Consider the following 24,531-nt stretch of genomic DNA (forward strand, 5'->3'; position numbering starts at 1 on the left):
TCGTTTGTTCGATTATTATATAATTTTTTTATGAATCACACCGTTGCATCTTAACTAGTTCTCGTCCGATCAACGACTGAAGTTTTCTTCGCTCGTCCAGTCAACGACTGAAGTTTTCTTCGCTCGTCCAATCAACGGAGGTTATGTCGATATGATTTTATTTTGCTTAAAATTCAACAGTTCCTATCATAGCATGACTTTGCCAGAAAACAATCATTTTTTCATCCTTACCATTATATTGTTTTCTTCAATAATTTGCTACTTTAGTGCCGTAAAGGGCTAGTCAAGGTTTAGTTGGTCGACTGAGACGAAAGTGAATTCTGGCAAGTGAGCAGTGATGTTAAACCTGTGTATTGCATGAGGTTAGTTAGGCCTTTATGCACATAAAAAGCGCTATGAGTACACTTTCGCATACTCACAACGCTTTATTCTTCATTTTGACATTAATGACTTACTTAATTTCCCGTCAATTAGTCGATCATTTTGAATTTTTCAACAAATAATGGACTCACTGAACGGTTTTCGTGAATACGTTTGATTGCTTCACCAATTAATTGAGATACAGAAACAATTTCCATATTAGGTAACAGACGATCTTCTGGTAATAAAATCGAGTCTGTTACGATAATTTTCTCAATCTCAGAATCTCTTAGACGATCAATTGCTGGTCCAGATAACACTGGATGTGTACAACATGCAAAGACAGCTTTAGCACCTTTTTCTTTCAAAGCTTTTACTGCTAAAGTAATTGTCCCCGCTGTATCAATCATATCGTCGATTAACACACACGTTTTACCTGAAACTTCACCAACAATATTCATCACTTCCGCCACATTCGCTTTTGGACGACGCTTATCAATAATGGCAATAGGTGATTTTAAGAATTCAGCTAATTTTCGTGCACGCGTTACACCACCGTGATCAGGAGAAACAACAACAACGTCGTCTCCGTGTAAACCATTATCTAAGAAATAGTTCGCCAATAATGGCGCGCCCATTAAATGATCAACTGGAATATCGAAGAATCCTTGTATTTGAACAGCATGTAAGTCCAATGTAACCATTCTTGTTGCACCAGCCATTTGTAGCATGTTTGCTACTAACTTCGCAGTGATTGGCTCGCGTGATTGAGCTTTACGATCTTGACGAGCATAACCATAATAAGGCATTACGACGTTAATCGTCTTAGCGCTCGCACGTCTTAAAGCATCAATTGTAATTAACAATTCCATTAAGTTATCGCTGACCGGGAAAGAAGTTGATTGAATAATATAAACATGGTCTCCACGTATACTTTCCTCAATATTTACCTTGATTTCTCCATCTGAGAAATGCGAAATTTCAATTTCTCCTAAGTCTAGCCCGATTGCCGCAGCAATCTTTTCTGCTAAAGGCTCGTTAGAACGTAATGAAAAAATCTTTAATTTCGGATCATTATAATGTTTTATAGCCACTTTTTTTTGCCCTCCGTTTGGTATGATTTCTTGCCGTCTGTTAGTTATATTATAACCCTGATAGGGGTTAAAACCTATTTAAATTGCTTACTTTTTCGAAAGTTTTTCCCAATAATTTGGTACGTTTTTTTGCTCTGTACGAGATATTGCTAATGCTTCAGCTGGAACATCATTGATAATCGTTGATCCCGCAGCAACAAAGCCTTTCTCGCCAACGTTTACTGGCGCAACTATGTTCGCATTGCTACCGATAAACGCTTGATCTCCAATGTTAGAACGTGCTTTACTTTTGCCATTATAGTTAACAAAAATAGTGCCACAACCTACATTGATTTTCTTGCCTAAATCCGCATCTCCGATATAAGCTAAATGACCGGCCTTTGTTTCATCACCGACACGACTATTCTTAACCTCTACAAAGTTACCAATATGTACTTCTTTTCCTAAGACACTATTTGGACGAATATGAGCAAAGGGTCCAATGTCTGTACGCTCGCCAATTATTGATTCTTCAATAACTGATTGAGTAATCGTCACATGATCAGCAATTTGACTATCGACAATTTCAGAATTCATTCCTACGAAACAGTTTGATCCGATGATCGTTTGTCCTTTTAAGTGAACTCCCGCTTCAATTACCGTATCATTACCAATCACTACATCTGGCTCAATATAAGTTGAATCAGCGTTACCGAATGTCACACCATTACGCATATGTGCTAAATTAATACGACGCATCATCGTTCTTTGTGCTTGACTTAAGGCCACTCGATCGTTTACACCAATTGCTTCATCCATATCATCCATAATATGAGCAGATACAACATCGCCATCTGCTTTAATTAATTCGATCACATCTGGAAGGTAATATTCACCTTGAGCATTATCATTTGTAACATGACTCAATGCATTAAATAGTGCTTGGTTATCAAAAACATACGTTCCTGTATTAATCTCTTTAATCGCTAATTCAGCTGCTTGCGCATCTTTTTGCTCAACGATTTTAGCAACTTCATCATTAGCTGAACGAACAATTCGTCCATAACCTGTTGAGTCATCAGCAATTGCCGTTAAAATTGTCGCCTTGGCACCACTTTTCTCATGAGTATCAAATAGCTCAGTTAAAGTCTCACCAGTTAAAAGAGGCGTATCCCCACAAATGACTAAAGTCGTTCCATCAAGTGTACCTAGCAAGTCTTTCGCTTGTAAGACTGCATGACCCGTTCCTAGTTGTTCTTCTTGTAAAGCATATTGAGAATGATCACCCAAAACTTCCTGTACCTTCTCTGCTCCATGTCCAACAATTGTCACGATTTGACTGACACCACTCTGCTTAACAGAGCGAATGACATGTTCCACCATTGGCAAACCACACACGGGATGCAATACTTTATATAAACTAGACTTCATCCGCGTACCCTTACCTGCGGCCAAAACGATCGCCATCCGATTACTCATTTTTACACTCCTCATTCTAAAACGAATTATTTATTAATTTTCCATTACTTATTATAGCTATTTGAATACCATAGGTCTATTGATTATTTTCCATCGAAAAAATTTCCTGGCAACATCTGAAGCTCAAAGTGCCCTGCGTCTTTATTGTAAACTATTTCAATCTTTAAGAAAGAAACATAATTTTCAATATGTACACGCTCTTTATGCGTGTTTTCAGCGAACACACAAACCCCGGCCGGCTGACAATCGAACTCATCCAACAAGGATATTAAACCACTCACTGTTCCACCATTACGCAAAAAGTCATCAATAATTAAAACTTTACTACCAGCCTTCAGACTACTTTTAGTCAATTCCATCTTCTTAACCGTCTGATGTGACCCCGAAATATAGTTAATCGAAATCGTTGAACCCTCTGCTTCAGCAGAATCGCGACGAACAATCACATGTGGCACATTTAAATAACGAGCCACCGCAACAGTTAAACCAATCCCCTTGGTTTCAATCGTCATTACTGCATCAATCTCTTCTTCTTGATAGAAAGACGCAATATGACGTGCGATTAAATTTAAGGTCTCAGCTTCCTGAAGGATATCCGCCAAATAAATATAATTACCTGGCATGATACGCTTACCCGTTTGTAACTTCTCCTCAATCTCCGCAAGCAACTGATCCGTCTCTATCTGAGCCACTTGAGGATAAAAAATAACCCCACCAGCAACCCCCGCTACCGTAGAAATTTGACCAATCTTATTAAAAGCAAAAACCTCTCGAATAAAATCAATATCTTCACTAATCGAAGACTTCGCACTACCAAAATACTCAACAAAATAAGATAAACTGATTAGCTTGTTGGGACGCTCTGTTAAATAGTTACTAATATATAAAATACGGTGATTCCTCTTAATCTTAACTGGACTTTCAGCCATGGCGCTACTCCTTATCTCTCGTTAATACCCCTAGTATAACAAAATAATTAACGTTAAGATATATTTCTAGAGAATAGTTCGTATAAGAATCAATCTATCACAAGAAAAATGACCGAATGTTACTTCACTCTTACTCCCCTTGTCACCTCAAAAGACTCGCTTTTTATTGGAATCTCTCAATAAAACACACTTGTCAACCACACGTCCTCTGCCACTTCAAAAAAGACTATCAGGCTTTTTTTTTCAGCGTGATAGTCTCTTAAAAGGCTTATAAAGTCTCTACAGCGGCCTTAATTTCAGCCACTAGACTCGATTCTTCAATTCCTGTTACTTGTTGAATCACTACATCTAACGGTTTCTCAGCTAGTAAAGATTGTAGCTCAACGCTTTGCTCATCTGTTTCTTCATCGTATTTAAAGATACGTGCCACCGTCGCCAATAAGGCTTGATAACTTAAGCCACGCTCACTGGCTTCTCTTAGAGGACGAATGAAACGCTCATCATAACCTAATTTACGAATAGGTGTACGTGCCACACGTGTATTCAAGTCCGAAATATAAGGGTTTTCGAAACGACCAATAATTTTTTCAATATACGCTTGATGTGTTTCATGGTCAAACTGCCATTTAGCTTCTAATAAGGCACCAGTCTCATTTAAAACCGCTTTTAATAAAGCTAACACTTCTGGATCACCCATGGCTTCATCAATCGTTTCAAAGCCCTTATAGCTCCCGTTGTAAGCCACAGTCGCATGCCCAGTATTTACTGAGAATAATTTACGTTCAATATAAGGTTCTAAATCCACCACATATTCAACACCTTCTAAATGACTCTCTTTCGCTTTACTATGCGTCGCATCGATGACCCACTCACTAAAAGGCTCAACCGAGACAAATAAAGGGTCCTCATGTGATTGCAATGGTACAATCCGGTCAACCGCTGCATTCGGGAAGCCGACATATTCTTCGACATAAGCTAAATCTTCTTCAGTTAAGAAACCAAGGACTTTTTCTTTTAAGAAATCTGAGCCGCCAATCATGTTCTCACAAGCTATCACATCGATTGCTTGCATGACATTATTGGCACGGCGCTTTTGCAAGCCCTTAGCAATCAATTCAGCAATAAAGGGTAACACATTCGGCCCGATGGCTGTTGTCACAAGGTCTGCTTCTGCAACAGCTTTTACGACAGCTTCTGGTTCTGTTTGATTGTTTAAGCCCGTCACGCCGGTCACTGTGATTCTCTCTTTAGATTCATCTGCTAATTCAATCTCATAAGTACCACGCTCTTTTAAAGCGTCAATCAACGTCGCATTGATATCCACAAAGGTAATTTCAAATCCATTTTGAAATAAGATTTCCCCTATGAAGCCACGTCCAATATTTCCTGCGCCAAAATGTACATTCTTCATTATATTTCTGCCTCCCCAAGCATTGCGATCACTTCTTCTTCCGTTTGAGCATCCGCTAAACGCACAACATTATCCACATCTGAACAAAAGACTGCTATTTTAGCCAATAAATCTAAATGTTCATTGCCAATGCCTGCAATACCAAAAATCGCCATCGCTAATTTCTCTTCATCTTCGCCGGAAGCAAAATCGACCCCTTCTGGCACTGTAATTAAAGCTATCGCCGTTTTCTGCACGTGTTTTTTTCCTTCATCCGTTCCGTGAGGAATCGCAACAAAGTTCCCCATGTGTGTCGTGACAATTGTTTCACGTTCAAGCATCGATTCAATATAACTTGGATCCACTGCACCCCCTGCGACTAACAAGTCACCGACCGCGCGAATCACCTCTTCTTTACTTGTATAGGATTGGTTCAGTTTAATCATTTCATGTGTTAATTCCATTATTTATCCTCCTCGCTTCATTTCAAGTCAAGCGTCTTTAATCTATTTTTCGAATCTCGTCGACCAATAACGAACTTAATAATTGATAAATCAGTTCTTTAGACCCTGACTTATATATTTCAGTATTTAAATCACTTTCAATAATCGAACTACTGATTTTACCTAATAACATTTCATTTGTTGTTGATAACGGTTCAGGTGCCAGCATCAAAAGAATTCGCTGCAAATCAATACTGCGTCGATCCATCCCCATAATCGGGAAGGTCCGGTCCAAATCAAAAATGGCAAAATAGGGCTCTGAGACCCACCGATTCGTACTATGAAACAGTGCAATATTAGAATTCGGAATGCCGATCGGCGCTTGCAAATATCTTTGAACCACTTGATTCGTCACTTGCGTGGCATCCGTCACAATAAAGCCCTCTATCTCAAGTAAAATTTGATATAAGCTATCCTCTAAAGTCTCTAAGCTGTTGCTTTGTTTCACATCAAAGCGCTGCAAAAGGTTATTCGCAATTTTCATGGTTTGATACACATCTTCAAAGTTTTCGGCCGACTTTGGCGCCTCTGTAGGAGCTTCTTTTCTTGGTAAATCATTGAGTAATGCCTGTTTCATATATTCTCGGATCTCACGTACTTCATCATCTAATAATAAAGGTGAAATCACCCGGTAGCTATGCTGGAAACCTGGTAAAAAGATAGTCGACAAAATAATATCGTAATGTTCGAAATGGATGTTATCCATCTGAGATATTTTCGAGACATCCACTACATTAATTTCAGGTAAATATTTCAGAATACGACTTTCCAAAATTTTAGACGTCCCAATACCACTCGAACATAATACTAAGGCCGTTATATTACGATTTCCTGGATATCTTTCTAAAGAAGAGGCGAAATGAATGACAATATAAGCCATCTCTTCTTGTGATAATTTTTTATCCGCAAAAATTTCTCGCCTGGCAACTTTGACCCCTTCGTAAATTAAGTCGTATTCATCTAAAATTTTCTGGAGCAAGGGATTGTCAATTTTCTGAACCAGAGAAATCGGACGTTTAATGGCTGCTTTGATATGAGCCATTAAGTCTTCATACAATGTCTCGTCTTTACGAAAATCGTAGCCTGTTTCCTGAGAGGTAATCCGAATAAACTCCTTAATTTGATAAGATATTTCAGCATTAAAACTCTCGATAAAAATGTTTTGAGGCGTCTTATAATTCAAGCCTTCCAATTGTAAGGCAAAGAAGTGACGTTCGTTCATGTTCACTGGACACTTCAATATCGTCTCAATAAAACCCAAAATTTGATGGGACAACTTAATAATATCGGTTGGGATGTCCCGTGCAACAATCGCAGTATCAATAATAGACCCTTTTAAAATCCGATCAATCGACAAAGCGAGAATAATAATAATTTGCTGCAACTGATTATCCGTCACACTATCAAAGAGATCTTTGGTTTCGTTCATAATGACTTTTCTTGCTAAATATAGAGCATTAGGTGACATCACATTAATAAAGAAATGATCACTAAATGGTAAATCTTGAGCGGTCAGTTGGTGTAAATATTGAAAGAAATCATATTCGTTAATGTTCCCATAAAGTAAACTGCTCACAATTTGCCGCCGCTCTTTTTCCCCACCTTTGACATGAATGCCTCGTGTTTTCAAGCGTTCAATTTTAAGGGCAAAACCCTCTAGACTTTCGTCAATCATACTTAAATCTGCATGGATGGTCCCGACACTGACTTCGAAATCATAAGCGAGTGCGTCCATCGTAATAGCCTCATCCGCTAACAATAAAGTAATGGCCAAGGCATGCTGACGCTGAATCATATCAAAACTTGTATGAGTTGTTTGATATACTTTCTGCTTTAGAGTTTGAATTTGAAAAGGTTCGCCCATTAAGCGATAACCCGCTCCTCGAGGCTTGTTAATTTGAAGTTGAAATTTAGCTAGACTTGCTTCGATACTAGCAATTTCGCGGTAAATAGTGCGTTTACTTACATTGAGAATTCGTTGCAGTTCTTCCAATGTCACACCATTTGGATATTCTATTAAAAGTTCAAGAATTATTTTCTCACGATTTGTAAAATACACTTTATCCCCCCTCAAACAGCTTCAAGCAGTGAATAATGTCCACTGCTTAAGGCTCCTCAATTGCTTATTTAAATTTTAACACAAGATCACGGTATTGACCTTCTTCATGTAATGAAGCAAGCGTTAAGTGTTGCGCTGACGGTGCAGTTTCTTTAGCTGCTGCACTCAAATCAGCTACAGTAATAATTAACGAGTGTGCATCATCGGCAATATTTGCTAATGGAGACGTGGTCACAACAAGGTTTAAGCCTTGTTTTTTCGCTTGATTGCGTAGTAGAGACGCACCCATTGCACTAGAAGCTATTTGGTCGCCGTGTGCAAAGATGACGCGTCTTACTTTAGTGTAAGGAGCAGCTGTTTCTGTAACTGTATCCGTTGCTTCAACGACTGCCTCAGACTTTTTTACTGATGATGGCCCACTTTGCATATCTGCCAGTATTTGGTCATAGCGTTTATCATCTAAGAAATTCTCTACAGAAACATGAGTTGACGAAGGTGCTTGTTTACGCGCACGAGTCGTTAATTCTTCTTGCGTAATCACTAATGTTTTACCATCATCTTTTAAACTGTTAATCGCAGAGTTAGTTACTAATAAACCTAAACCAGCTGCTTTAACTTTCTTACGTAGAAGTGAAGCTCCCATGGCACTTGAACCCATCCCAGCATCACACGCAAACACGATGCGATCAATAGTATCTACACTTGGTACAGCATCAGATTTAACCACTGTATCACTTGGTAAGCCTTTTGATTCAGCTTTAGCCGCTGCGATTGCTGCTTGTGATTGTTCAAAACTATCGTCTGCTTCAACTGTTTTATCTGCTTTTAAAATGACTGCTCCGACTAAGAATGATACTAATGCCCCTGTCGCAACCCCTGCAAGAACAGCCACATGACTACCTGGTGCTGTCATACCTAAAATTGCAATAATTGAACCTGGTGAAGCTGCGCCACTTAAACCAGCGCCTAATGTTTGTAAAACAAATGTCCCTGAAACCCCACCGGCAATAACCGCCAAGAACATTAAAGGTTTCATCATCACGTATGGGAAGTAAATTTCATGAATCCCACCTAAGAAGTGAATAATGATTGCTCCTGGAGAAGAGGCTCTAGCTGAACCTTTACCAAAGAACATGAAGGCTAATAAGACACCTAAACCTGGTCCAGGGTTCGCTTCTAATAGATAAAGTATTGATTTTCCGACTTCTGCCACTTCTTGAGTCCCTAAAGGCGTTAAGATTCCGTGGTTAATCGCATTGTTTAAGAATAATATTTTGGCTGGTTCGATAAAGACATTAGCTAAAGGTAATAAGTTTGCTTCAACAATCGTATTTACACCTGTTGCTAACGCATTTGTCATTGACGTTACAACTGGTCCAATCGCATAGTAACCAATGATGGCTAAGATGAAACCAATGATACCTGACGAGAAGTTGTTGACTAACATTTCAAATCCTGATGGAATGTTGTCAGCAAACTTTTCGTCAAATTTCTTCAATACCCAAGCAGCAAACGGTCCCATTAACATTGCACCAATAAACATTGGCACTGAAGACCCTACAATCACTCCCATTGAAGCAACCGTTGCAATCACTCCACCACGATGTGCGTGTACCATATTACCTGCTGAATAAGCAATTAATAAAGGTAAAAGATACGTTTGCATTGGTCCCACTAACGATGATAGTTCCTCATTCGGCAACCAACCTGTTGGAATAAAGAGTGCTGTAATGATCCCCCAAGCGATAAACGCTCCAATATTCGGCATAACCATGCCACTTAAGTGACTTCCTAGTTTCTGCACGCTTGCTTTAAAGCCTTTGTTATTCTGCGCCATAAAACTTCCTCCTTTTATTTTAATTTCATCCTAATTGTACGGCTTAATGGTTGCGTTTTCAATTTCTTTCACCTATAGTTTTGGCACAAAGCTTAGTGACACACTTCTAGATAACCCAATTGACAAAATAGGACATCGATTGTTATAGTTGATATATAACAAGCGGTCGTAATAAATGAGAGGTGATGAAATGTTTTTCGAAATTGATCCCAATAGCCAAGTTCCTTTATATTTGCAACTGACCCAACAGATTAAACAAGCTGTCGTCAATGGACAAGCTGAGATTGGTCAAGCACTACCAAGCGTACGTATTCTTGCTAGTGACTTAGGTGTGAATATGCACACCGTCAATAAAGCTTACAATATGTTAGTAGATGAAGGGGTTCTCAGAAAAAATCAACAAGGTTATAGCATCTACTTAAACAAGATTCAGTTGGAATCACCGATGTATCAGCTTGAACTCAAAGAACAACTGAAAAACCTGATGATTAACAGCTTCATTCATGGTGTGAATCTGAAGGAATTTACTCAATGGACACACGTTATTGCGCAAGAACTTAAAGAAACACCAAAGGAGAGATGAGTATGTGGATTTTTAATATTATTATGATACTAACCATTGTTGCAACTGGCTTTTTAGTAGGTATCACCCCATTAATCAGCCGTCAGTCTACTCCTTTTGGTGTGTCTTTACCTAGTCAATATGTTCAAGATGACAAAATCAAACAGGCTATTAAACAATATACTTACTGGACGATTGGTGTCAGTATACTGGCTGTTTTCCCCTTGTTGTTTGTTCCTTTTGTCATTCAAGATGACAAACAATTAGAATTTTTCTTGACAATTTATTCAACGTTTGTGATCATCTTGCAAATGGTTGGATCTTTCTTTCTATATTTAAGATACCGTCGAAGTATTCTTAAATGGAAACAAACATTACCAGCTGAAGCTTTCGCACAGAGAAGTAAAACCGTTGTCGATACAAATTATCACGAAAAATTAACGACGATTAGCTTTAAAACCTTCTTCTTATCTCAAATCGCCATCATCATCGTGCCGATTGTTCTAGCAGTTATTTATTTCGACCGTATTCCTGAGCAAATCCCCTTCAATTGGGATATCAATATGGAAGTGAATCGTTATGTCACTAAAAGTTGGTCCTCAGTCTTGGCAATACCCGCTTTACAATTACTGCTGATTCCAGTTTTACAGTATGCTTACTACAGTTTTATTAAATCACGTCAAAAGTTATCTCCCGTTTCACCACAAGTTTCAAGTGAGAAGAGCCGTTTGTTTAGAGAAGCATGGTCACGCCTCTACTATATTACTGCTATTTTGACTCAATTGTTACTTTCTATAATCTTTCTATATTCGATGTTTATCCAAGAAGGTTATTTCGGTTGGATAATTACTTTTATCGTCGTCTTTCTCGTCGTTATTATTGGCGCCTCGCTTTATTTGTCCGTTCGCTATGGGCAAGCGGGTGAAAAATTACATTTACCTGGTGATCGCCCAGAAGATGTACAGCCCTATTTTGACAATGAGGATGACTCGCGTTGGCTCGCGGGGATGATTTATTATAATCCTGACGATGCGGCGATTTTTGTTGAAAAGCGTTATGGTATTGGGTCGACGCTGAATATGGCTCGTTGGCAAGCATGGCTAGCAGTCGTTGGTTTGCTGTTGTTTATCGTTTTAACAATTGTATTATCACTCAATTTAGATTAGTTCTTATAAAACCCCTAATTAACGATAATCACCGTTAAATAGGGGTTATTGTTTTACTTAACTATTAATACTTGATTCACGTAGATTACATTGGTCGTTAAAGCATTCCAATTTTTCAATTGTTCAATTGTGCTACCAAATTGCGTCGCAATTTTCCATAAGGAATCGCCTGTTTTAACTGTATAAGTCACACTTGGCAAACTCACACTCAACTGTTGGCCAATCGATAGAAAGCTAGATGTTAGCTTATTCCAAGTCATCAGCTGATTGACTGTCACACCATAGCGGCGACTAATCGCCCACAAGGTATCACCTGATCGAACGGTGTAACGTGTGGTCGTCGGTGGATTTGCTGTAGCTTCACCAGCCACAATCAATCTTTGTCCAACTGACAATAGGTTCGTCGTTAAGGCATTCCACTCTTTCAAGTGGGCTACAGTTACGCCATATCGGGTCGCAATACTCCATAGAGTATCGCCAGAACGAACAGTATAGCGTGTGTCATCCGTTGGGGGCGGCGTTGGGGTTTGGGTGCCGATGCTCAACCTTTGTCCGATGGATAGGAAGTTGGTTGTTAAATGGTTCCATTGTTTAATTTGATTGACTGTCACACCATAACGGCGACCAATTGCCCATAAGGTATCGCCGGAACGGACGATATGAACTGTCACTTCTTCTGGTGGATCCTCAGGGTCAGTTGGTTCTGGTGCTGGAACTGGCGGAATAAGTTTCAACTCCTGACCAACCCTCAAGATGTCGTTCGTCAGATGATTCCATAAACGAAGGCTATTTAAACTCACATCGAAGCGGTTACCAATACTCCATAAAGTATCGCCAGCTTTTACAATATAAGTCACAACATCTCCACTATGGTCATCCGGATCTTCAGGGTAGGTTGGGTCGGTAATATCGGGAATCAACTTCAGTTCTTGACCAATTTGTAACAGATCGGTCGTTAAGTGATTCCATAAACGTAAATCATTTGTGCTGACCCCAAATCGTGTCGCAATGGCCCATAAAGTGTCCCCAGCTTTAACGATATAACTCACAACATCACCGCTATGATCGTCATCATCTGCCGGAGGGTCAGTTGGTGTTGGCGTTGGGGTAAGCGTGGCTGGTATAATTTTTAATTCTTGTCCAATCTGTAATGTATCGCTCGTCAGATGGTTCCACAAGCGCAGTTCGTTTGCTGTCACACCATAATTACGAGCAATTAGATTAAGATACTCACCGGCTTTTACCACATGAATCACAACGGTCCCACTACTGTAATCTTCCTCAACACTAGCTACTTGCAGTGTTTGAATGTCGGTCGTTGCAACGGGCTGGGCTTCTGGAGTGGCGGCCTCTTCTTGAGCCGCTACCGTCATCATTACCGGCTCGACAATTTCAGTTTCATTTGGTACTTTTACATCTACTGCTGTTTCTGCTGTTTCTGCTGTTTCTGCTGTTTCTGCTGTTTCTGCTGTTTCTGCTGTTTCTGCTGTTTCTGCTGTTTCTGCTGTTTCTGCTGTTTCTGCTGTTTCTGCTGCGTCAGGGTCAGTGATTAGATCGGTTTCGACTAACTCGGATTCAATTGTGTCAGGGGCGGTAACTAGGTCCGTTTCGACCAATTCAGATTCGATTGTTTCCGAGTCAGTGACTAAGTCCGTTTCGACTAAATCAGATTCGACAACATCAGATTCTGGACTGGTGACTAGTAATTGTACGCCAACGTGAATGTCATCACTTGCTAAATGATTCCATTCTTTCAATTGACTGACTGATACACCATATTGTTGTGCGATTGAATAGAGGTACTCTCCTGCTTGGACGGTATGTGAATTTGTTTGGGCTAGAACGGGTTGACTTGCCATCGCCAAAATGATTGCACTTGTAATGAGCGATAGCGGAAACGCGATAACTTGACGTTTAGATTGCCGCTTTTTCATCTTTCACACCTCTTTCTATTGTTACAAAAAGATTACACTCTCTTTAATTTCATTTTACGCCCAATCAGATGAAATCTCAAGGTAAGCGAATTCATTTTTATATTTTTCCTATAAAAAACCTAAGAAAGTTCACACTTTAACGTAATAAAATCTAAATCCGTTACTTTTAGTCAGAATACGCTTCCTTTTGGGCGCCTAATAAATCTTTGAGATATTTTCGAAAACTCTAGATTGGTAATTTTCTATTATCCTTTAACATTAATGTCAACGACTGAAACTTTCTTCGCTCGTCCAGTCAACGACTGAAGTTTTCTTCGCTCGTACAATCAACGACTGAAGTTTTCTTCGCTCGTACAATCAACGACTGAAGTTTTCTTCGCTCGTACAATCAACGACTGAAACTTTCTTCGCTCGTCCAGTCAACGACTGAAACTTTCTTCGCTCGTCCTGTCCAAGAGTGGAATCTTCCCCACTCTCACAGCCTCTTAAACTCCACTCAATATACTCCACCCAATAAACTGGACACCTTATGACGAGGGGCTAGAATTATTGGTCAAGAACAAATAAGCACCCAGCTTCTCACATATAGCGAGTCACTAGGTGCATTAGATTATTGTTGGGTAGGTTCTGTAATTGAGCCGGCCATCTTGATAACTGACATGGCTTCAAAATGGCTGACGCGGTAAACTACTGTTCCTTCTTGCCAAATTGTAGTGCTTGCGTTGAAGTCATCTTTAGAAGAGGCTTCTAACGTAATTTGCCCCGCTGTTTCTGGGGCTGGCAAGTAGACTTTTTCAAGGTATTCTACAACTGCTTGGCCTAGTTCAACAGGATCCTCTTCTTCAGCATTATTCGCTCTGACTATTAGACTCCAGTTTCCTTCTTGCCAATTCAAGTAAGTTGATCCGGCGGCTCCTTGTAGATAGCCGGTCAAATTGTAACCAAGATCGACTTCTTCTCCTTGTAAATCAATAATCTGGTTAACTGCTTCAATCGCTTCTTGTTCAGTTTCATAAGTTAGTTTTTGATAAGATGCGATGGGTGTCAGTTCATTGAGCACTTGATTATCAACAGCAATCGGGTCATCTTGCGCATAATATAAAATATTGAAGTTGTCTTGATCAGCTGATCCTGTCGTGGCAGCAGTTACATAATTGGGCGTTTGTTCAGTTAAGACAAATGTCGGGAGTTGCGCACTCGGATACAACTCTTGTAAGGTCGCAATAATTTTTTCAGCATGTTCTTTTGGCAAGAGAGTCTGATCATAAGTAGTGGCAGCGTCTGCTGTTTGGAGAGCAAAATTAGTCTGGCTTAAATTAGTTAAGTTAATGCTCGCTGTCCCCGTGACGATGAGTGCTGCCAATAGTATGATGCTTCTTCTTTTTACATTTCTCATAAAAGTTCCCTCCTAGTAAAATCATACCACTCACTTTCTTAAGCAACTATCGATATGAACTTCCTTGAAAATTTGTCATGACTCTTTTATAAGAGGATTTTCGAGACAAGATAATCATGCTAAAATTTTTCACAGACAATTGAATCAGCCTTCAATTTGTTGCACAAACAAAAAGCATTCGACAATTTGTCGAACGCTTTGAGGTTATCATTACTATTTTGTTAGAATTAACGGTTCATTCGGTGTTTGAGGGCTGTTGCGATTGAAACTATAATGAAAATAATGACAAAGCCGATGGTGATTGAGGCGCCTGGTGGGGTGTCAAATTGGTAAGAGGCGCTCAGACCGCCGAATATGCCGATAATATTGATAATGACCCCGAATAGAATCGTCTGTGTGAAGCTTTTTGAGATTTTAATCGCGGTCGCTGAAGGTATCACAATTAAGGCGGATACTAATAGAGCGCCTACGATTGGCATCATGATACTGATGGTGACTCCTGTGACGATTGAAAATGCAATCGTAATAAAGCGAACGGGCAAACCTGCAGTTTTAGCAGATGCTTCATCAAAACTCATGACATAGAGTGGCTTTCTGAAAATCGTGTAGAGTACGATTAAAATCAAGGCCAAACCGATTAACATATTGACTTCTTCCGTTGATATTAAAATAATTGAGCCGAAGAGGTATTGGTCAATTTGGAAGGAGCCGGCATTTGTATTTAAGCTCATTAAAATTAAGGCCACAGCCATTCCGGATGCCATCATAATCGCCACGGACACGTCGGAGAAATCTCGGTAGATTTGACGTAAGTATTCAATCAGAATCGCTCCAATTATAACAACTACTAGAGTGGTGTAGGTCGGAACGATACCTAGAAAGGTCCCCAAAGCGACTCCTGCTAGTGAAATGTGCGACAAGGTATCAGCCATTAAAGATTGTCGTCTTAGGATTAAAAACAAACCTAAAATCGGCGTGATTAACGAGATGGCTGCGCCGGCAATGAATGCGCGTTGGATGAAGTCATACTGAAACATCTCCATGGGGAGCCCTCCTCTCTTACTAAACGAATTTCTCGGCTATAATAGCCTTCAATTTCGGTGTCCGCATGGGTCACCATTAAAATTGTTTTATTGTGGTGATCGATATTGTGTTTCAATAGCTTATAAAAAGCGCGTCTTGATTCAATATCCATTCCGGTAGTTGGTTCGTCTAAAACAAAGACATCCGGATCGGTCGCAAAAATTCTTGCTAAACTGATTCTTTGCTTTTGACCGCCTGATAACTCTCCGATTTTCTTATGACGTAATTTATCCATGCCGACCGATTTTAATGCACGGTCTACATGTTCATAATCTATTTCATCTAAACGTTTGAACCAGCGGCCTTTAGGGTAGCGACCAGATTCTACGAATTCCTGGACGGTACTCGGAAAGCCAGCATTGAATGATGACACATTCTGTGCGACATAACCAATCGATAATTTCTCGCCTTCATGATTCACTTTGGCTAGTTTGACAGAGCCAGTGGCCGGTTTAAGTAAACCAATGACATTTTTAATCAAAGTCGACTTGGCTGCGCCGTTCTCACCTGTCAAAATAACAAATTCGCCTTGGTCTACAGTAAAGCTGATATCGTTCAAAACTTTCTCATTATCATAATAGTAGGAAAGATTAGATACTTCGAGAATTGACAATTTTTTCACCCTTTTCTTTCATTGATTTTACACAATAGTAACCGAACAAAGTAAGCCATAGTGTGCTGGCTGTTTGTTCGGTTAAGTCTTTACATGTTTATATTTTACTGACTACTTTAGAAGCATAGGCGATTTAACGGGTTAATTCAACTAAATTATCGCGCATAATTGAAAAATAATCGACGCCTTGAGCTTCTTCATCAGTTGAAACAAATTCAAGTGTTCTTAAAGGACGTAACTCAACCTCACTGTCGCTTGTGACAGCCTTTGCGATCGCTGAATCAAGGGATGGTTCAACGAAGACAACATTGACTTGCTCTTTTGCTATAAAATCTTGCATCGTGGCTAATTCTCGTGCGCTAGGCTCTTGAGTCGTTGAAATCCCTGCAATGGCAACCTGCTGTAAATCATAAGCATGGGCTAGATAACCAAAGGCTGCATGTTGGACAACCATTCGGCGATTTTCTAAAGCACTCAATTGCGTCTTGAATTCATCATTTAGTTGAGTCAATTCTTCAATCAATTGGGCTGCATTCTCTTCAAAGACGGTTTGATTGGCTGGATCTAGTTCAATCAGAGCATTTTTAACATTATCGGCTTGCTTAGCATAAATCATTGGGTCTAACCAAGTATGTGGATCATACTCGTGTGAATGTCCGTGATGATCATCTTCATGGTGATGATGGTCTTCGTCGTCTTCGTGATGTTCGTCTTCGTGGTGTTCTTCTTCATGGTGTTCACCTGCTAACAAGTCAATCGAAGCCGTAGATTCCAATACTTGAACAGCTTGCGTATCGATTAAGGTCAATAAACTGCTGACAAAATATTCCATTTCGTCATTTTGATAAATAAACAAATCGGCTGCTTGGGTTCTCGCTGCATCTTTAGCACTCACTTCATAGTCATGAGCACTTTGGTTACCTTCCAACAACATCGATACTTCAACTGCATCGCCTCCGATACGTTGGGCTAAGTAATAGACGGGATAGAAAGTTGTCATCACTTCTTTCTTATCTTGTGCCACAACAGTTGGTAATTGTCCTAGTCCAAAGCACAGGACAGCTAGTAGGGCCAATAATCGCTTGGTTAATTGCATTGTTTTTGTTTTCATAAGATCTCCTCAAATTATCTAATTCGTAACAGTTACCATTTACATTAAAGTATATTACTGGACCGCTTATCATTTGTCAACAGTTTATCCTTAGCCCTTATCTTTAAGTTTTCCAATGGCCGTATGCTATAATAAGACGACTTTTCTATCTGCTAGACTATAAAATATTCAGCCGTTAGTATGATTTTATAACTTTCTACAACTCACGCCTGATTTCTTTAGGACTGAATCATGCGATACTGACCTTATCCAATCATCACACCCGATGAATTGCTACCTATGAAAGGACGACCTATAATGAATGAAGCTATTTTAGAAGTAAAACAATTAACGAAACGTTATGGCAAACAACTTGCCTTAAATAACTTTGACCTGACCGTCAACAAAGGAGATATTGTCGGAATTGCTGGACGAAACGGAGCTGGTAAAACAAGTTTTTTCCGAATTGTAACCGGGCTGACTCCTGTTTATTCTGGTTCCCTCAGTTTGTTTGGCTCTTTAGATGAGAAAGGAACACAAGACAATCGTCATTTTGTTGGAACAATTATCGAATCACCTGCTTTTTTCCCGGATTTAACAGCCAAGCAGAATTTAGAATTCTACCGTATTCAACGAAACGTGAATGAAAAAGAACGCGTTCAAGAAATGTTAGAACTCGTCGATCTTGCGGATACAAATCGCAAAAAATTTAAAGAGTTTTCTTTAGGGATGAAGCAAAGATTAGCCATAGCACTGGCTTTATTACATCGCCCTCAATTACTGATTTTTGATGAGCCAACTAATGGGTTAGATCCAACAGGTATTATCCAAGTGAGAGAGTTATTGATTAAATTGGCTAAAGAGGAAGACTTAACGATCTTGGTTTCTTCTCATATTCTGTCAGAATTAGAACACTTAGCCACACGTTTCGTCGTGTTAGAGCAAGGTAATAAGATTGATGAATTTACTAAAGAGGAGTTGCAGGAGAAAATCCAAAGCTTCTATGAGATTAAAGTAGATAAGCCCTTGCAAGCCATTAATTTATTACAAAACCACTTTAGCGAAGCTAAAATGGATTTAGGTAATGACCAAACGATTAGAGTTTACGAACTGAGTATACTTGCAGAAGACATGGCGGATCTTTTGATTCATAATGATTTCAAACTTTCGCATCTTGTACGTAAAACACATAACTTAGAAGAAGTCTTTCTCAATATGATTCATGCGAAAGGAACGGTACTAAAAGATGATTGATTTAATAAAAGCTGAATTTTACCAATTGAAGATTCGTCGTTCATCTAAAGTTTGGCTATTGATGGCTATTTTGATGAGTGTTGCCATGGTGTTACTTCCTTATTTTCTGGGGGCAAACTTTGATTCTCAAATGATGATTCCTAGTTTTATCATCGTTAGTACCTATGCTGACTTTGCGACTGCTATGGCTCCTTATTTATTACTAGGTTTAACCATCACAGCATTTAACAATGATAATAAACATCGAACAATTGTTAACAGCGCGAGCGTGGGCTATTCCAGACCCAGCCTATACTTTAGTAAATCAATGGTTGCTTTAGTTTTTGCTCTTGTCTTCTTATTGATATCCTTTTTATCATTTGCCATCACGCTTCAAATTTTCTATCCAACTGACTTTCAACTGCTGTTCGATAGGATTGTTATGGATAATTTCTTAGCATATTTACCTATTTGGCTAGCCTATCTGTCATTATATATAGCTGTGTTATTTGTATCCGATGGTGCGATGCCAATGATTGTACTCATGACATCACTCGTGATGATGCCGATGATTTTAAGTTTAGGTTCCCTTGCGACCACTATCATTCGCAACATTAGACCCTATGTTCTGACTGAATTAAGACCCACGAGTAACGTTTCACTGTTTGGTGTTGAGAATGCAGGGAACTTACTCGCCATTCTTTACATTCTTAGCTTCACTTTTATTGGAATGACTTTATTTAAACGTAAAGAAATTAAATAATAATCGCAATGAATAAAAAGCCTTGAGATTTTTCTCAAGGCTTTTGCATTTGACTGCTAAGCGTACAAACTGTTCCAAATATAAAACTTCCTTTACACTTTATGCCGCATAAAGTGTAAAGGAAGTTAAATGTATCTATCAATCGCAAGATTGACTATAGCTATTTAATAAAGTAGTCTAACCATTCAGGCACAAAGCGGTTTTTTATTGAGTCAGGCAGAATATCCGATACAATAGCAAGTTGATCTTTCAAACTCTGATTCATCAGCTTTTGAATTTCGACTAACTTCAGATCTTGACCTGTTGCTTCAGCCATTGCAATTCGCTTTAGCACTTCGATATAACTATAAGCCAAAGTGACGGTTAACACACTAGCTGTCGCGCCGCTAATCACACCACCAGTAATTGTCCCAATACCCGGTATGACTTTAAAAGCTGAGCTAACAAGGAATTTACCGAATAGAGTTGCCCCACCTGTTCCACCGATACCTGCAATCATACTTAATATTTGAGATTTGTCTAATGACAAACCAAAGATTGCTGTAATATGACCTAGCATTGTAATCTGCATCGGAACCAGCAAACTTGCATCTGCAATCGGGATTGGTGTAAAGCCCACTCCAAAAGCAGACGAAATATATGTTTTAGCCCAACTCTTAGCACTGTCTTCTTTAAGTTGGATATCTATTCGTTGGGCGTTGATAAAAGCCTTATGGACCTCAGACGGAATCACTTCAAGTGTGATATCAATCAGTTCTTGTAGACCAAACGATTGAATACTGTAACTCTTCTGTATTCGGTAATCTTTAGCTAATACAGGGACAATTGCTTCAACCGGCAGTGCCATTGATTGCAGATACTGTTCAAAGCGCTCAGTTTCTTCCCCAATTGTTTGTGTCAAAACCAGTATGACTGGTAACTGTTGTGCAATAGCAGAAATTAATTCTATTTCATAAGATTCAATTCGTGACATATTTGCATTTAAACAATAATAAGCAAGGTGCAACTGATGGCGCTCCCCTTTAGCTTTTTCTTGTTTAATCAAAGCGGATAAACTAGTCAATACGTCATGTTGAACGTCCACATTTAACTCTAAACCTTGTGTGTCAAACAGTGTCAAAGGAATACCTTCTTTTGTCAACTTTTGTACCTCTTGTGTGATGGGCATACCAACACCTGTTTCTGCAATTTTTTCTCGAAAGAGTGCATTGATGAGGGTACTCTTACCACTCCCAGTTTTTCCGGCAATCATAATATTGATAGGCTGCATCTTGCTGAGTTCAGCATGAGACTTTGCAAGTAAGTCCTGCGCTAGCTGGGGATTCATGTTTCTTTTCTTCATCTTCGACCATAAACTCATCGCAACATTCCTCCTAATAAATCTCTAATTTCTACGTCTGTTTGAAATTAAAATTAAACGCAATAACTGTAAGGCTGTACTTAGTGTCGCCGCAATATAAGTAAAAGCAGCTGCATTCAAGACTTTCTTCGCACCTGGCACCTCGCTAGCAAGGATAAAGCCGCCATCTTCAAGAATCGTTAGTGCACGTTTACTTGCATCAAATTCTACTGGCAAAGTAACTAATTGAAAGACGAGTACTAAGGAAAATGCAATAATCCCTAATGTGACAAGCCCCATCCAGCTAAGAATCAGACCGATGAAAATTAGAGGCATCGCAATCGTTGATCCAATTTGTGTCAAAGGTGCGAGAAAACTACGTAACTTTAGATAATGATAATTTTGCGCATGTTGGACTGCGTGTCCACATTCATGAGCAGCTACTGCTACAGCAGCAATCGAATTTGAATTATACGTTGCATCTGACAAACGCAACACTTTATTTCTTGGATCATAGTGATCTGTCAAATTGCCTTGGATGTGTTCTATCGTTACATCATGGATATTACTGTGTTGTAGAATAGCCCTTGCAATATCGCGCCCTGTCATGCCATTGACTACCTCAACCGAGTCAAACTGTGCAAACGTAGACGTCACTTTGTGTTGAGCAAACATAACAATTCCCATGCCAATTAAGACTAAAATATATGTCGAATCAAAATACATAACAATTCCTCCTGTGTTTATAAAATTTTAGTGGATAAAAGACATAATAAGTTTATCACGTCCTAGTCACTGCAACAATATAATAACATACTTAAAAAAACTGCATATGAACTAATACTCGCTCACATGCAGTTTATTCATTATATTTGGTGAGTGAATTTCATTATACTTCACTCACAGCTGACTTGCGTCACGCTTAAGACTGATTTTTTTTAAGATAAAAGCATGGCATCATTCGTAATACTTTCACCTGATTCACGTTTAAACATTTCTAATAAGTCGGTTACTGTCATATTAGCTTTTTCTTCACCTTTTACATCAAGAATAATACGTCCTTGGTGTAACATAATGGTACGATTACCATAGGTTAAAGCATCTGCCATATTATGAGTAATCATTAAAGCAGTTAATGATTGTTCTTGAATAATTTTATTTGTTAAATTGAGAACCATTTCACTCGTTTTAGGATCTAGAGCCGCTGTATGTTCATCTAAAAGTAATAATTCTGGTTGGCGTAAAGTAGCCATTAACAATGTCAACGCTTGACGTTGGCCACCTGACAAATACATAACATCCGTTGTTAAACGGTTTTCTAGACCTAGTTCCAAGGTAGCTAAACGCTCACGCATCATTGCTTTGTCATCAGCTTTTACACCTTTTGTCAAACCACGCTTTAAACCACGTTTGTTTGCTAAGGCCAAATTTTCTTGAATGGTTAAACGAGCTGCTGTACCCATCTTCGGATCTTGGAAGACGTGTGAGATAAGTTTAGACCGTTTGGCAGTGGAAAGTGCCGTTACATCTTGATTATCAACAATGACTGAACCTGAGTCTGGTGACAAGGCTCCTGTGATGGTATTTAATAAAGTTGATTTCCCTGCACCGTTCCCACCAATAACTGTGACAAAGTCACCTGCATCAAGTGTCAAATTCACACCTTTTAATACATGGTTTTCATTCACTGTGCCAGCTTCAAATGTTTTATGAATATCTATTAATTCTAATCGTTTTTCTGCCATCGTTATCTTCTCCCTCTAGCAAGTTCTCGACGTCTTTTACTACCCGCTTGTTGTTTTTTAAACTCCGGCAAGTAAAGTACAAGCATTAAGAGAAGTGCTTGGAATAATCTTAAATCGGTCGCCTTGACACTGATAAATGGCTGATTCAAGATGGTGTCAATAATTAGACGATAGACAAAACTTCCGAGAATCACTGTTGTTAGTCGTTTGCCTAATGATAAGTTTGGAACAACAACTTCAGCAATAATAACTGAAGCTAAACCAATAACGATTGTACCTGTTCCCATACCTATATCAGCGAAACCATTATTCTGAGCCAGCATTGCCCCAGATAAGCCAATTAAACCATTACCAATCATATAGCCAACAATCTTCATACGGTTCGTGTTAATACCATTTGCTTCACTCATCTTGTCATTGTCACCTGTTGCTCTTAAGGCTAAACCAATCTCTGTATGTAAGAACAAGACCAATAAACCAATGATTAACAGTAAAATAAGAAGCGTCACAATGGCAACCACTGTATTTTTATCTAAACCTGTTGCTGCTTGTAGACCTGTAAAAATTGTCGTTTTTCCAAGTAAAGCAATATTAGGACGTCCATCCATAATGTTTAGGTTGATTGAATACAATCCTGTTAAAACTAAAATACCAGTCAATAGAGGAGGTATATTTAATTTTGTATGAATCAAACCTGCTGCGAACCCTGCGATTGACCCTGCAAAAAACGCGGCTAATGTTGCTAAAAACGGTATATATGGTGCGAGTTCTTGACTGTACTCCATTGAAATAATCGAAGCACTAACGGCTGCACCAAGCGGAAATACCCCTTCAGCTGATAAATCTGCAATGTCCAACAAACGGAAAGTAATATACACCCCGACCGCCATGACTGCCCAAAGCAAACCTTGGGTAAAACTTGATGCGATAACATCTAACATAATGATTTTCCTCTTTTCTAACGTGACTAATTAATCTATTTAGTTGTTTAACACAACTAGTCTAATCCTACCAATGAACTTGGTTCAATTCCAATTTCTTCAGCAAATTCTTCATTCACAATCATAACAAAATTTTCACCTATTTCAACAGGCATTTCTGCAACAGTTAAGTCTTCTTCGATATAACGAATCGCCATTTCTGCTGTTTGGATACCATAATCAATATATGAATTTGAAATTGTCATTAAACCATTGGCTTTCACAACCGAATCAGAAGATCCTACAGTTGGAACGTCGGCTTCTTTAGCCATATCTCCGACTAAAGCGATTGAGCTGTCGACAGTATTGTCCGTTACCATAAATAATACATCAATTTCCTCGAGTAGGGAACTCAATACTTGCTGAATATCATTAGTACTTGTAATAGTTCCTAAGACTGGTGTTAATTCCTTTGCTTCCATGGCTTTCGTGGCGATATCTACTTGATGTTGTGCATTCACTTCACTTGAATTATAGAGTATGCCAATCTTTTTAGCTTCTGGGAAGTTCTTGATTAGTAACTCAACATGATCTTCAATTGGCCCAAGGTTAGTGGTTCCTGTTAAGTTGCGTCCTGGTTCATCCATTGAGTCAACCAAGCCAGCTTGTAAAGGTGCGGCGACTGCTGAAAAGAAAATTGGTTTTTGCGTTTCAACAGAAGCTAACGTTTGAGCTGCAGGCGTCGCAATCGCATAAAGAATGTCACTTTCACGGGCTAATTTTTCTGCAAGTGATTGAAGCCCAGCAATATTCCCACTGGCATTTTGAATATCCCAAACAATACGATCACCGTATTCTTCATTCATTCGATCAATGAAGCCTTGTTGCGCATCATTTAACGCTTCATGCTCTACGTGTTGTAAAACCCCTATTTTAATCGGTGTTTCTTCTTGAGCGGACACAGTATGATTAGGCGTCGTAGCAAGCACTGATAATAAGGATAGTGATGTGGCTATTGTCGCTATTTTTTTTATTAATTTCATCTTTTGCACCTCAT

Annotated in this window: 21 protein-coding genes; 4 read left to right on the forward strand and 17 right to left on the reverse strand. The window is 39.1% G+C overall.

Translation table 11 applies throughout. The features are described 5' to 3' along the window. Positions 1 to 470: 470 nt before the first annotated feature. The 7 genes from ACTQ45_RS09060 to ACTQ45_RS09090 all read right to left on the reverse strand — a co-directional run bounded on the left by ACTQ45_RS09060 (position 471) and on the right by ACTQ45_RS09090 (position 9,630). Entirely contained in the window at positions 471 to 1,448 is a 978-nt protein-coding gene (locus ACTQ45_RS09060; protein WP_441753175.1) for a ribose-phosphate diphosphokinase, read from the reverse strand. Positions 1,449 to 1,541: 93 nt separating this feature from the next. Further along, entirely contained in the window at positions 1,542 to 2,912 is a 1,371-nt protein-coding gene (gene glmU, locus ACTQ45_RS09065) for a bifunctional UDP-N-acetylglucosamine diphosphorylase/glucosamine-1-phosphate N-acetyltransferase GlmU (protein ID WP_441763493.1), read from the reverse strand. A gap of 83 nt (positions 2,913 to 2,995) precedes the next feature. Further along, the gene (purR, locus tag ACTQ45_RS09070) at positions 2,996 to 3,841 is read right to left on the reverse strand and encodes a pur operon repressor (RefSeq protein ID WP_441763494.1); all 846 of its coding nucleotides are present in this window, start codon (positions 3,839 to 3,841) and stop codon (positions 2,996 to 2,998) included. 268 nt (positions 3,842 to 4,109) lie between these two features. Beyond that, positions 4,110 to 5,252: a mannitol-1-phosphate 5-dehydrogenase gene (locus tag ACTQ45_RS09075; RefSeq protein ID WP_441763495.1), complete on the reverse strand. Its 1,143-nt coding sequence runs from the start codon at positions 5,250 to 5,252 to the stop codon at positions 4,110 to 4,112. After that, positions 5,252 to 5,695, reverse strand: a complete 444-nt coding sequence (locus ACTQ45_RS09080) for a PTS sugar transporter subunit IIA (RefSeq protein ID WP_441753048.1) — start codon at positions 5,693 to 5,695, stop codon at positions 5,252 to 5,254. Before ACTQ45_RS09080 ends, ACTQ45_RS09075 begins: the two co-directional genes overlap by 1 nt. Before the next feature lie 37 nt (positions 5,696 to 5,732). Next, positions 5,733 to 7,793, reverse strand: coding sequence for a BglG family transcription antiterminator (locus ACTQ45_RS09085; RefSeq protein WP_441763496.1), 2,061 nt, complete (start codon positions 7,791 to 7,793; stop codon positions 5,733 to 5,735). Positions 7,794 to 7,857: 64 nt separating this feature from the next. Further along, entirely contained in the window at positions 7,858 to 9,630 is a 1,773-nt protein-coding gene (locus ACTQ45_RS09090) for a PTS mannitol transporter subunit IICBA (protein WP_441763497.1), read from the reverse strand. Between the two features lie 175 nt (positions 9,631 to 9,805). Between ACTQ45_RS09090 and ACTQ45_RS09095 the strand changes: the two genes are divergently transcribed. Continuing rightward, the gene (locus tag ACTQ45_RS09095) at positions 9,806 to 10,213 is read left to right on the forward strand and encodes a GntR family transcriptional regulator (protein WP_441763498.1); all 408 of its coding nucleotides are present in this window, start codon (positions 9,806 to 9,808) and stop codon (positions 10,211 to 10,213) included. Positions 10,214 to 10,215: 2 nt separating this feature from the next. Beyond that, positions 10,216 to 11,358, forward strand: a complete 1,143-nt coding sequence (locus tag ACTQ45_RS09100; protein ID WP_441763499.1) for a DUF1648 domain-containing protein — start codon at positions 10,216 to 10,218, stop codon at positions 11,356 to 11,358. Positions 11,359 to 11,411: 53 nt separating this feature from the next. Here ACTQ45_RS09100 and ACTQ45_RS09105 read toward each other — a convergent pair whose 3' ends face one another. The 5 genes from ACTQ45_RS09105 to ACTQ45_RS09125 all read right to left on the reverse strand — a co-directional run bounded on the left by ACTQ45_RS09105 (position 11,412) and on the right by ACTQ45_RS09125 (position 17,495). Further along, on the reverse strand, positions 11,412 to 13,292 hold the full coding sequence (locus ACTQ45_RS09105) for a LysM peptidoglycan-binding domain-containing protein (protein ID WP_441763500.1): 1,881 nt from the start codon (positions 13,290 to 13,292) through the stop codon (positions 11,412 to 11,414). Positions 13,293 to 13,902: 610 nt separating this feature from the next. After that, positions 13,903 to 14,688, reverse strand: coding sequence for a hypothetical protein (locus tag ACTQ45_RS09110; protein ID WP_441763501.1), 786 nt, complete (start codon positions 14,686 to 14,688; stop codon positions 13,903 to 13,905). A gap of 227 nt (positions 14,689 to 14,915) precedes the next feature. Next, entirely contained in the window at positions 14,916 to 15,731 is an 816-nt protein-coding gene (locus ACTQ45_RS09115; protein ID WP_441763502.1) for a metal ABC transporter permease, read from the reverse strand. Continuing rightward, complete coding sequence (locus ACTQ45_RS09120) at positions 15,668 to 16,384, reverse strand: metal ABC transporter ATP-binding protein (protein ID WP_441753062.1); 717 nt, start codon at positions 16,382 to 16,384, stop codon at positions 15,668 to 15,670. Before ACTQ45_RS09120 ends, ACTQ45_RS09115 begins: the two co-directional genes overlap by 64 nt. Before the next feature lie 133 nt (positions 16,385 to 16,517). Continuing rightward, positions 16,518 to 17,495, reverse strand: a complete 978-nt coding sequence (locus ACTQ45_RS09125; protein ID WP_441763503.1) for a metal ABC transporter solute-binding protein, Zn/Mn family — start codon at positions 17,493 to 17,495, stop codon at positions 16,518 to 16,520. Between the two features lie 297 nt (positions 17,496 to 17,792). Between ACTQ45_RS09125 and ACTQ45_RS09130 the strand changes: the two genes are divergently transcribed. Together ACTQ45_RS09130 and ACTQ45_RS09135 are read left to right on the forward strand one after the other, a co-directional pair. Beyond that, the gene (locus tag ACTQ45_RS09130; RefSeq protein ID WP_441753066.1) at positions 17,793 to 18,728 is read left to right on the forward strand and encodes an ABC transporter ATP-binding protein; all 936 of its coding nucleotides are present in this window, start codon (positions 17,793 to 17,795) and stop codon (positions 18,726 to 18,728) included. Continuing rightward, positions 18,721 to 19,470, forward strand: coding sequence for an ABC transporter permease (locus ACTQ45_RS09135; protein ID WP_441763504.1), 750 nt, complete (start codon positions 18,721 to 18,723; stop codon positions 19,468 to 19,470). The genes ACTQ45_RS09130 and ACTQ45_RS09135 overlap by 8 nt, the downstream gene beginning before the upstream one ends. 160 nt (positions 19,471 to 19,630) lie before the next feature. Here ACTQ45_RS09135 and ACTQ45_RS09140 read toward each other — a convergent pair whose 3' ends face one another. The 5 genes from ACTQ45_RS09140 to ACTQ45_RS09160 form a co-directional block, all read right to left on the reverse strand. Then, complete coding sequence (locus ACTQ45_RS09140; RefSeq protein ID WP_441763505.1) at positions 19,631 to 20,830, reverse strand: GTPase; 1,200 nt, start codon at positions 20,828 to 20,830, stop codon at positions 19,631 to 19,633. Positions 20,831 to 20,854: 24 nt separating this feature from the next. Then, positions 20,855 to 21,535, reverse strand: a complete 681-nt coding sequence (locus ACTQ45_RS09145) for a zinc metallopeptidase (protein ID WP_441753071.1) — start codon at positions 21,533 to 21,535, stop codon at positions 20,855 to 20,857. A 212-nt stretch (positions 21,536 to 21,747) separates the two neighbouring features. After that, positions 21,748 to 22,554 (reverse strand): ABC transporter ATP-binding protein, encoded by an 807-nt coding sequence (locus ACTQ45_RS09150; RefSeq protein WP_441753073.1) that lies wholly within the window; start codon positions 22,552 to 22,554, stop codon positions 21,748 to 21,750. Positions 22,555 to 22,556: 2 nt separating this feature from the next. After that, a complete protein-coding gene (locus ACTQ45_RS09155) occupies positions 22,557 to 23,495 on the reverse strand; it encodes an ABC transporter permease (RefSeq protein ID WP_441753075.1) in 939 nt (312 codons plus the stop codon). A gap of 56 nt (positions 23,496 to 23,551) precedes the next feature. After that, a complete protein-coding gene (locus ACTQ45_RS09160) occupies positions 23,552 to 24,517 on the reverse strand; it encodes an ABC transporter substrate-binding protein (protein WP_441763506.1) in 966 nt (321 codons plus the stop codon). Between the last annotated feature and the right edge of the window lie 14 nt (positions 24,518 to 24,531).

The sequence above is a fragment of the Fundicoccus sp. Sow4_D5 genome (assembly GCF_052116365.1).
Classification (GTDB): domain Bacteria; phylum Bacillota; class Bacilli; order Lactobacillales; family Aerococcaceae; genus Fundicoccus.

Bases quoted from the DNA above. Each gene is read 5' to 3' on its own strand.
- glmU (WP_441763493.1), bottom strand. From the start codon at position 2,912: ATGAGTAATCGGATGGCGATCGTTTTGGCCGCAGGTAAGGGTACGCGG.
- purR (WP_441763494.1), bottom strand. From the start codon at position 3,841: ATGGCTGAAAGTCCAGTTAAGATTAAGAGGAATCACCGTATTTTATAT.
- ACTQ45_RS09075 (WP_441763495.1), bottom strand. From the start codon at position 5,252: ATGAAGAATGTACATTTTGGCGCAGGAAATATTGGACGTGGCTTCATA.
- ACTQ45_RS09080 (WP_441753048.1), bottom strand. From the start codon at position 5,695: ATGGAATTAACACATGAAATGATTAAACTGAACCAATCCTATACAAGT.
- ACTQ45_RS09090 (WP_441763497.1), bottom strand. From the start codon at position 9,630: ATGGCGCAGAATAACAAAGGCTTTAAAGCAAGCGTGCAGAAACTAGGA.
- ACTQ45_RS09095 (WP_441763498.1), top strand. From the start codon at position 9,806: ATGAGAGGTGATGAAATGTTTTTCGAAATTGATCCCAATAGCCAAGTT.
- ACTQ45_RS09100 (WP_441763499.1), top strand. From the start codon at position 10,216: ATGTGGATTTTTAATATTATTATGATACTAACCATTGTTGCAACTGGC.
- ACTQ45_RS09105 (WP_441763500.1), bottom strand. From the start codon at position 13,292: ATGAAAAAGCGGCAATCTAAACGTCAAGTTATCGCGTTTCCGCTATCG.
- ACTQ45_RS09110 (WP_441763501.1), bottom strand. From the start codon at position 14,688: ATGAGAAATGTAAAAAGAAGAAGCATCATACTATTGGCAGCACTCATC.
- ACTQ45_RS09115 (WP_441763502.1), bottom strand. From the start codon at position 15,731: ATGGAGATGTTTCAGTATGACTTCATCCAACGCGCATTCATTGCCGGC.
- ACTQ45_RS09125 (WP_441763503.1), bottom strand. From the start codon at position 17,495: ATGAAAACAAAAACAATGCAATTAACCAAGCGATTATTGGCCCTACTA.
- ACTQ45_RS09130 (WP_441753066.1), top strand. From the start codon at position 17,793: ATGAATGAAGCTATTTTAGAAGTAAAACAATTAACGAAACGTTATGGC.
- ACTQ45_RS09135 (WP_441763504.1), top strand. From the start codon at position 18,721: ATGATTGATTTAATAAAAGCTGAATTTTACCAATTGAAGATTCGTCGT.
- ACTQ45_RS09140 (WP_441763505.1), bottom strand. From the start codon at position 20,830: ATGAGTTTATGGTCGAAGATGAAGAAAAGAAACATGAATCCCCAGCTA.
- ACTQ45_RS09145 (WP_441753071.1), bottom strand. From the start codon at position 21,535: ATGTATTTTGATTCGACATATATTTTAGTCTTAATTGGCATGGGAATT.
- ACTQ45_RS09150 (WP_441753073.1), bottom strand. From the start codon at position 22,554: ATGGCAGAAAAACGATTAGAATTAATAGATATTCATAAAACATTTGAA.
- ACTQ45_RS09155 (WP_441753075.1), bottom strand. From the start codon at position 23,495: ATGTTAGATGTTATCGCATCAAGTTTTACCCAAGGTTTGCTTTGGGCA.
- ACTQ45_RS09160 (WP_441763506.1), bottom strand. From the start codon at position 24,517: ATGAAATTAATAAAAAAAATAGCGACAATAGCCACATCACTATCCTTA.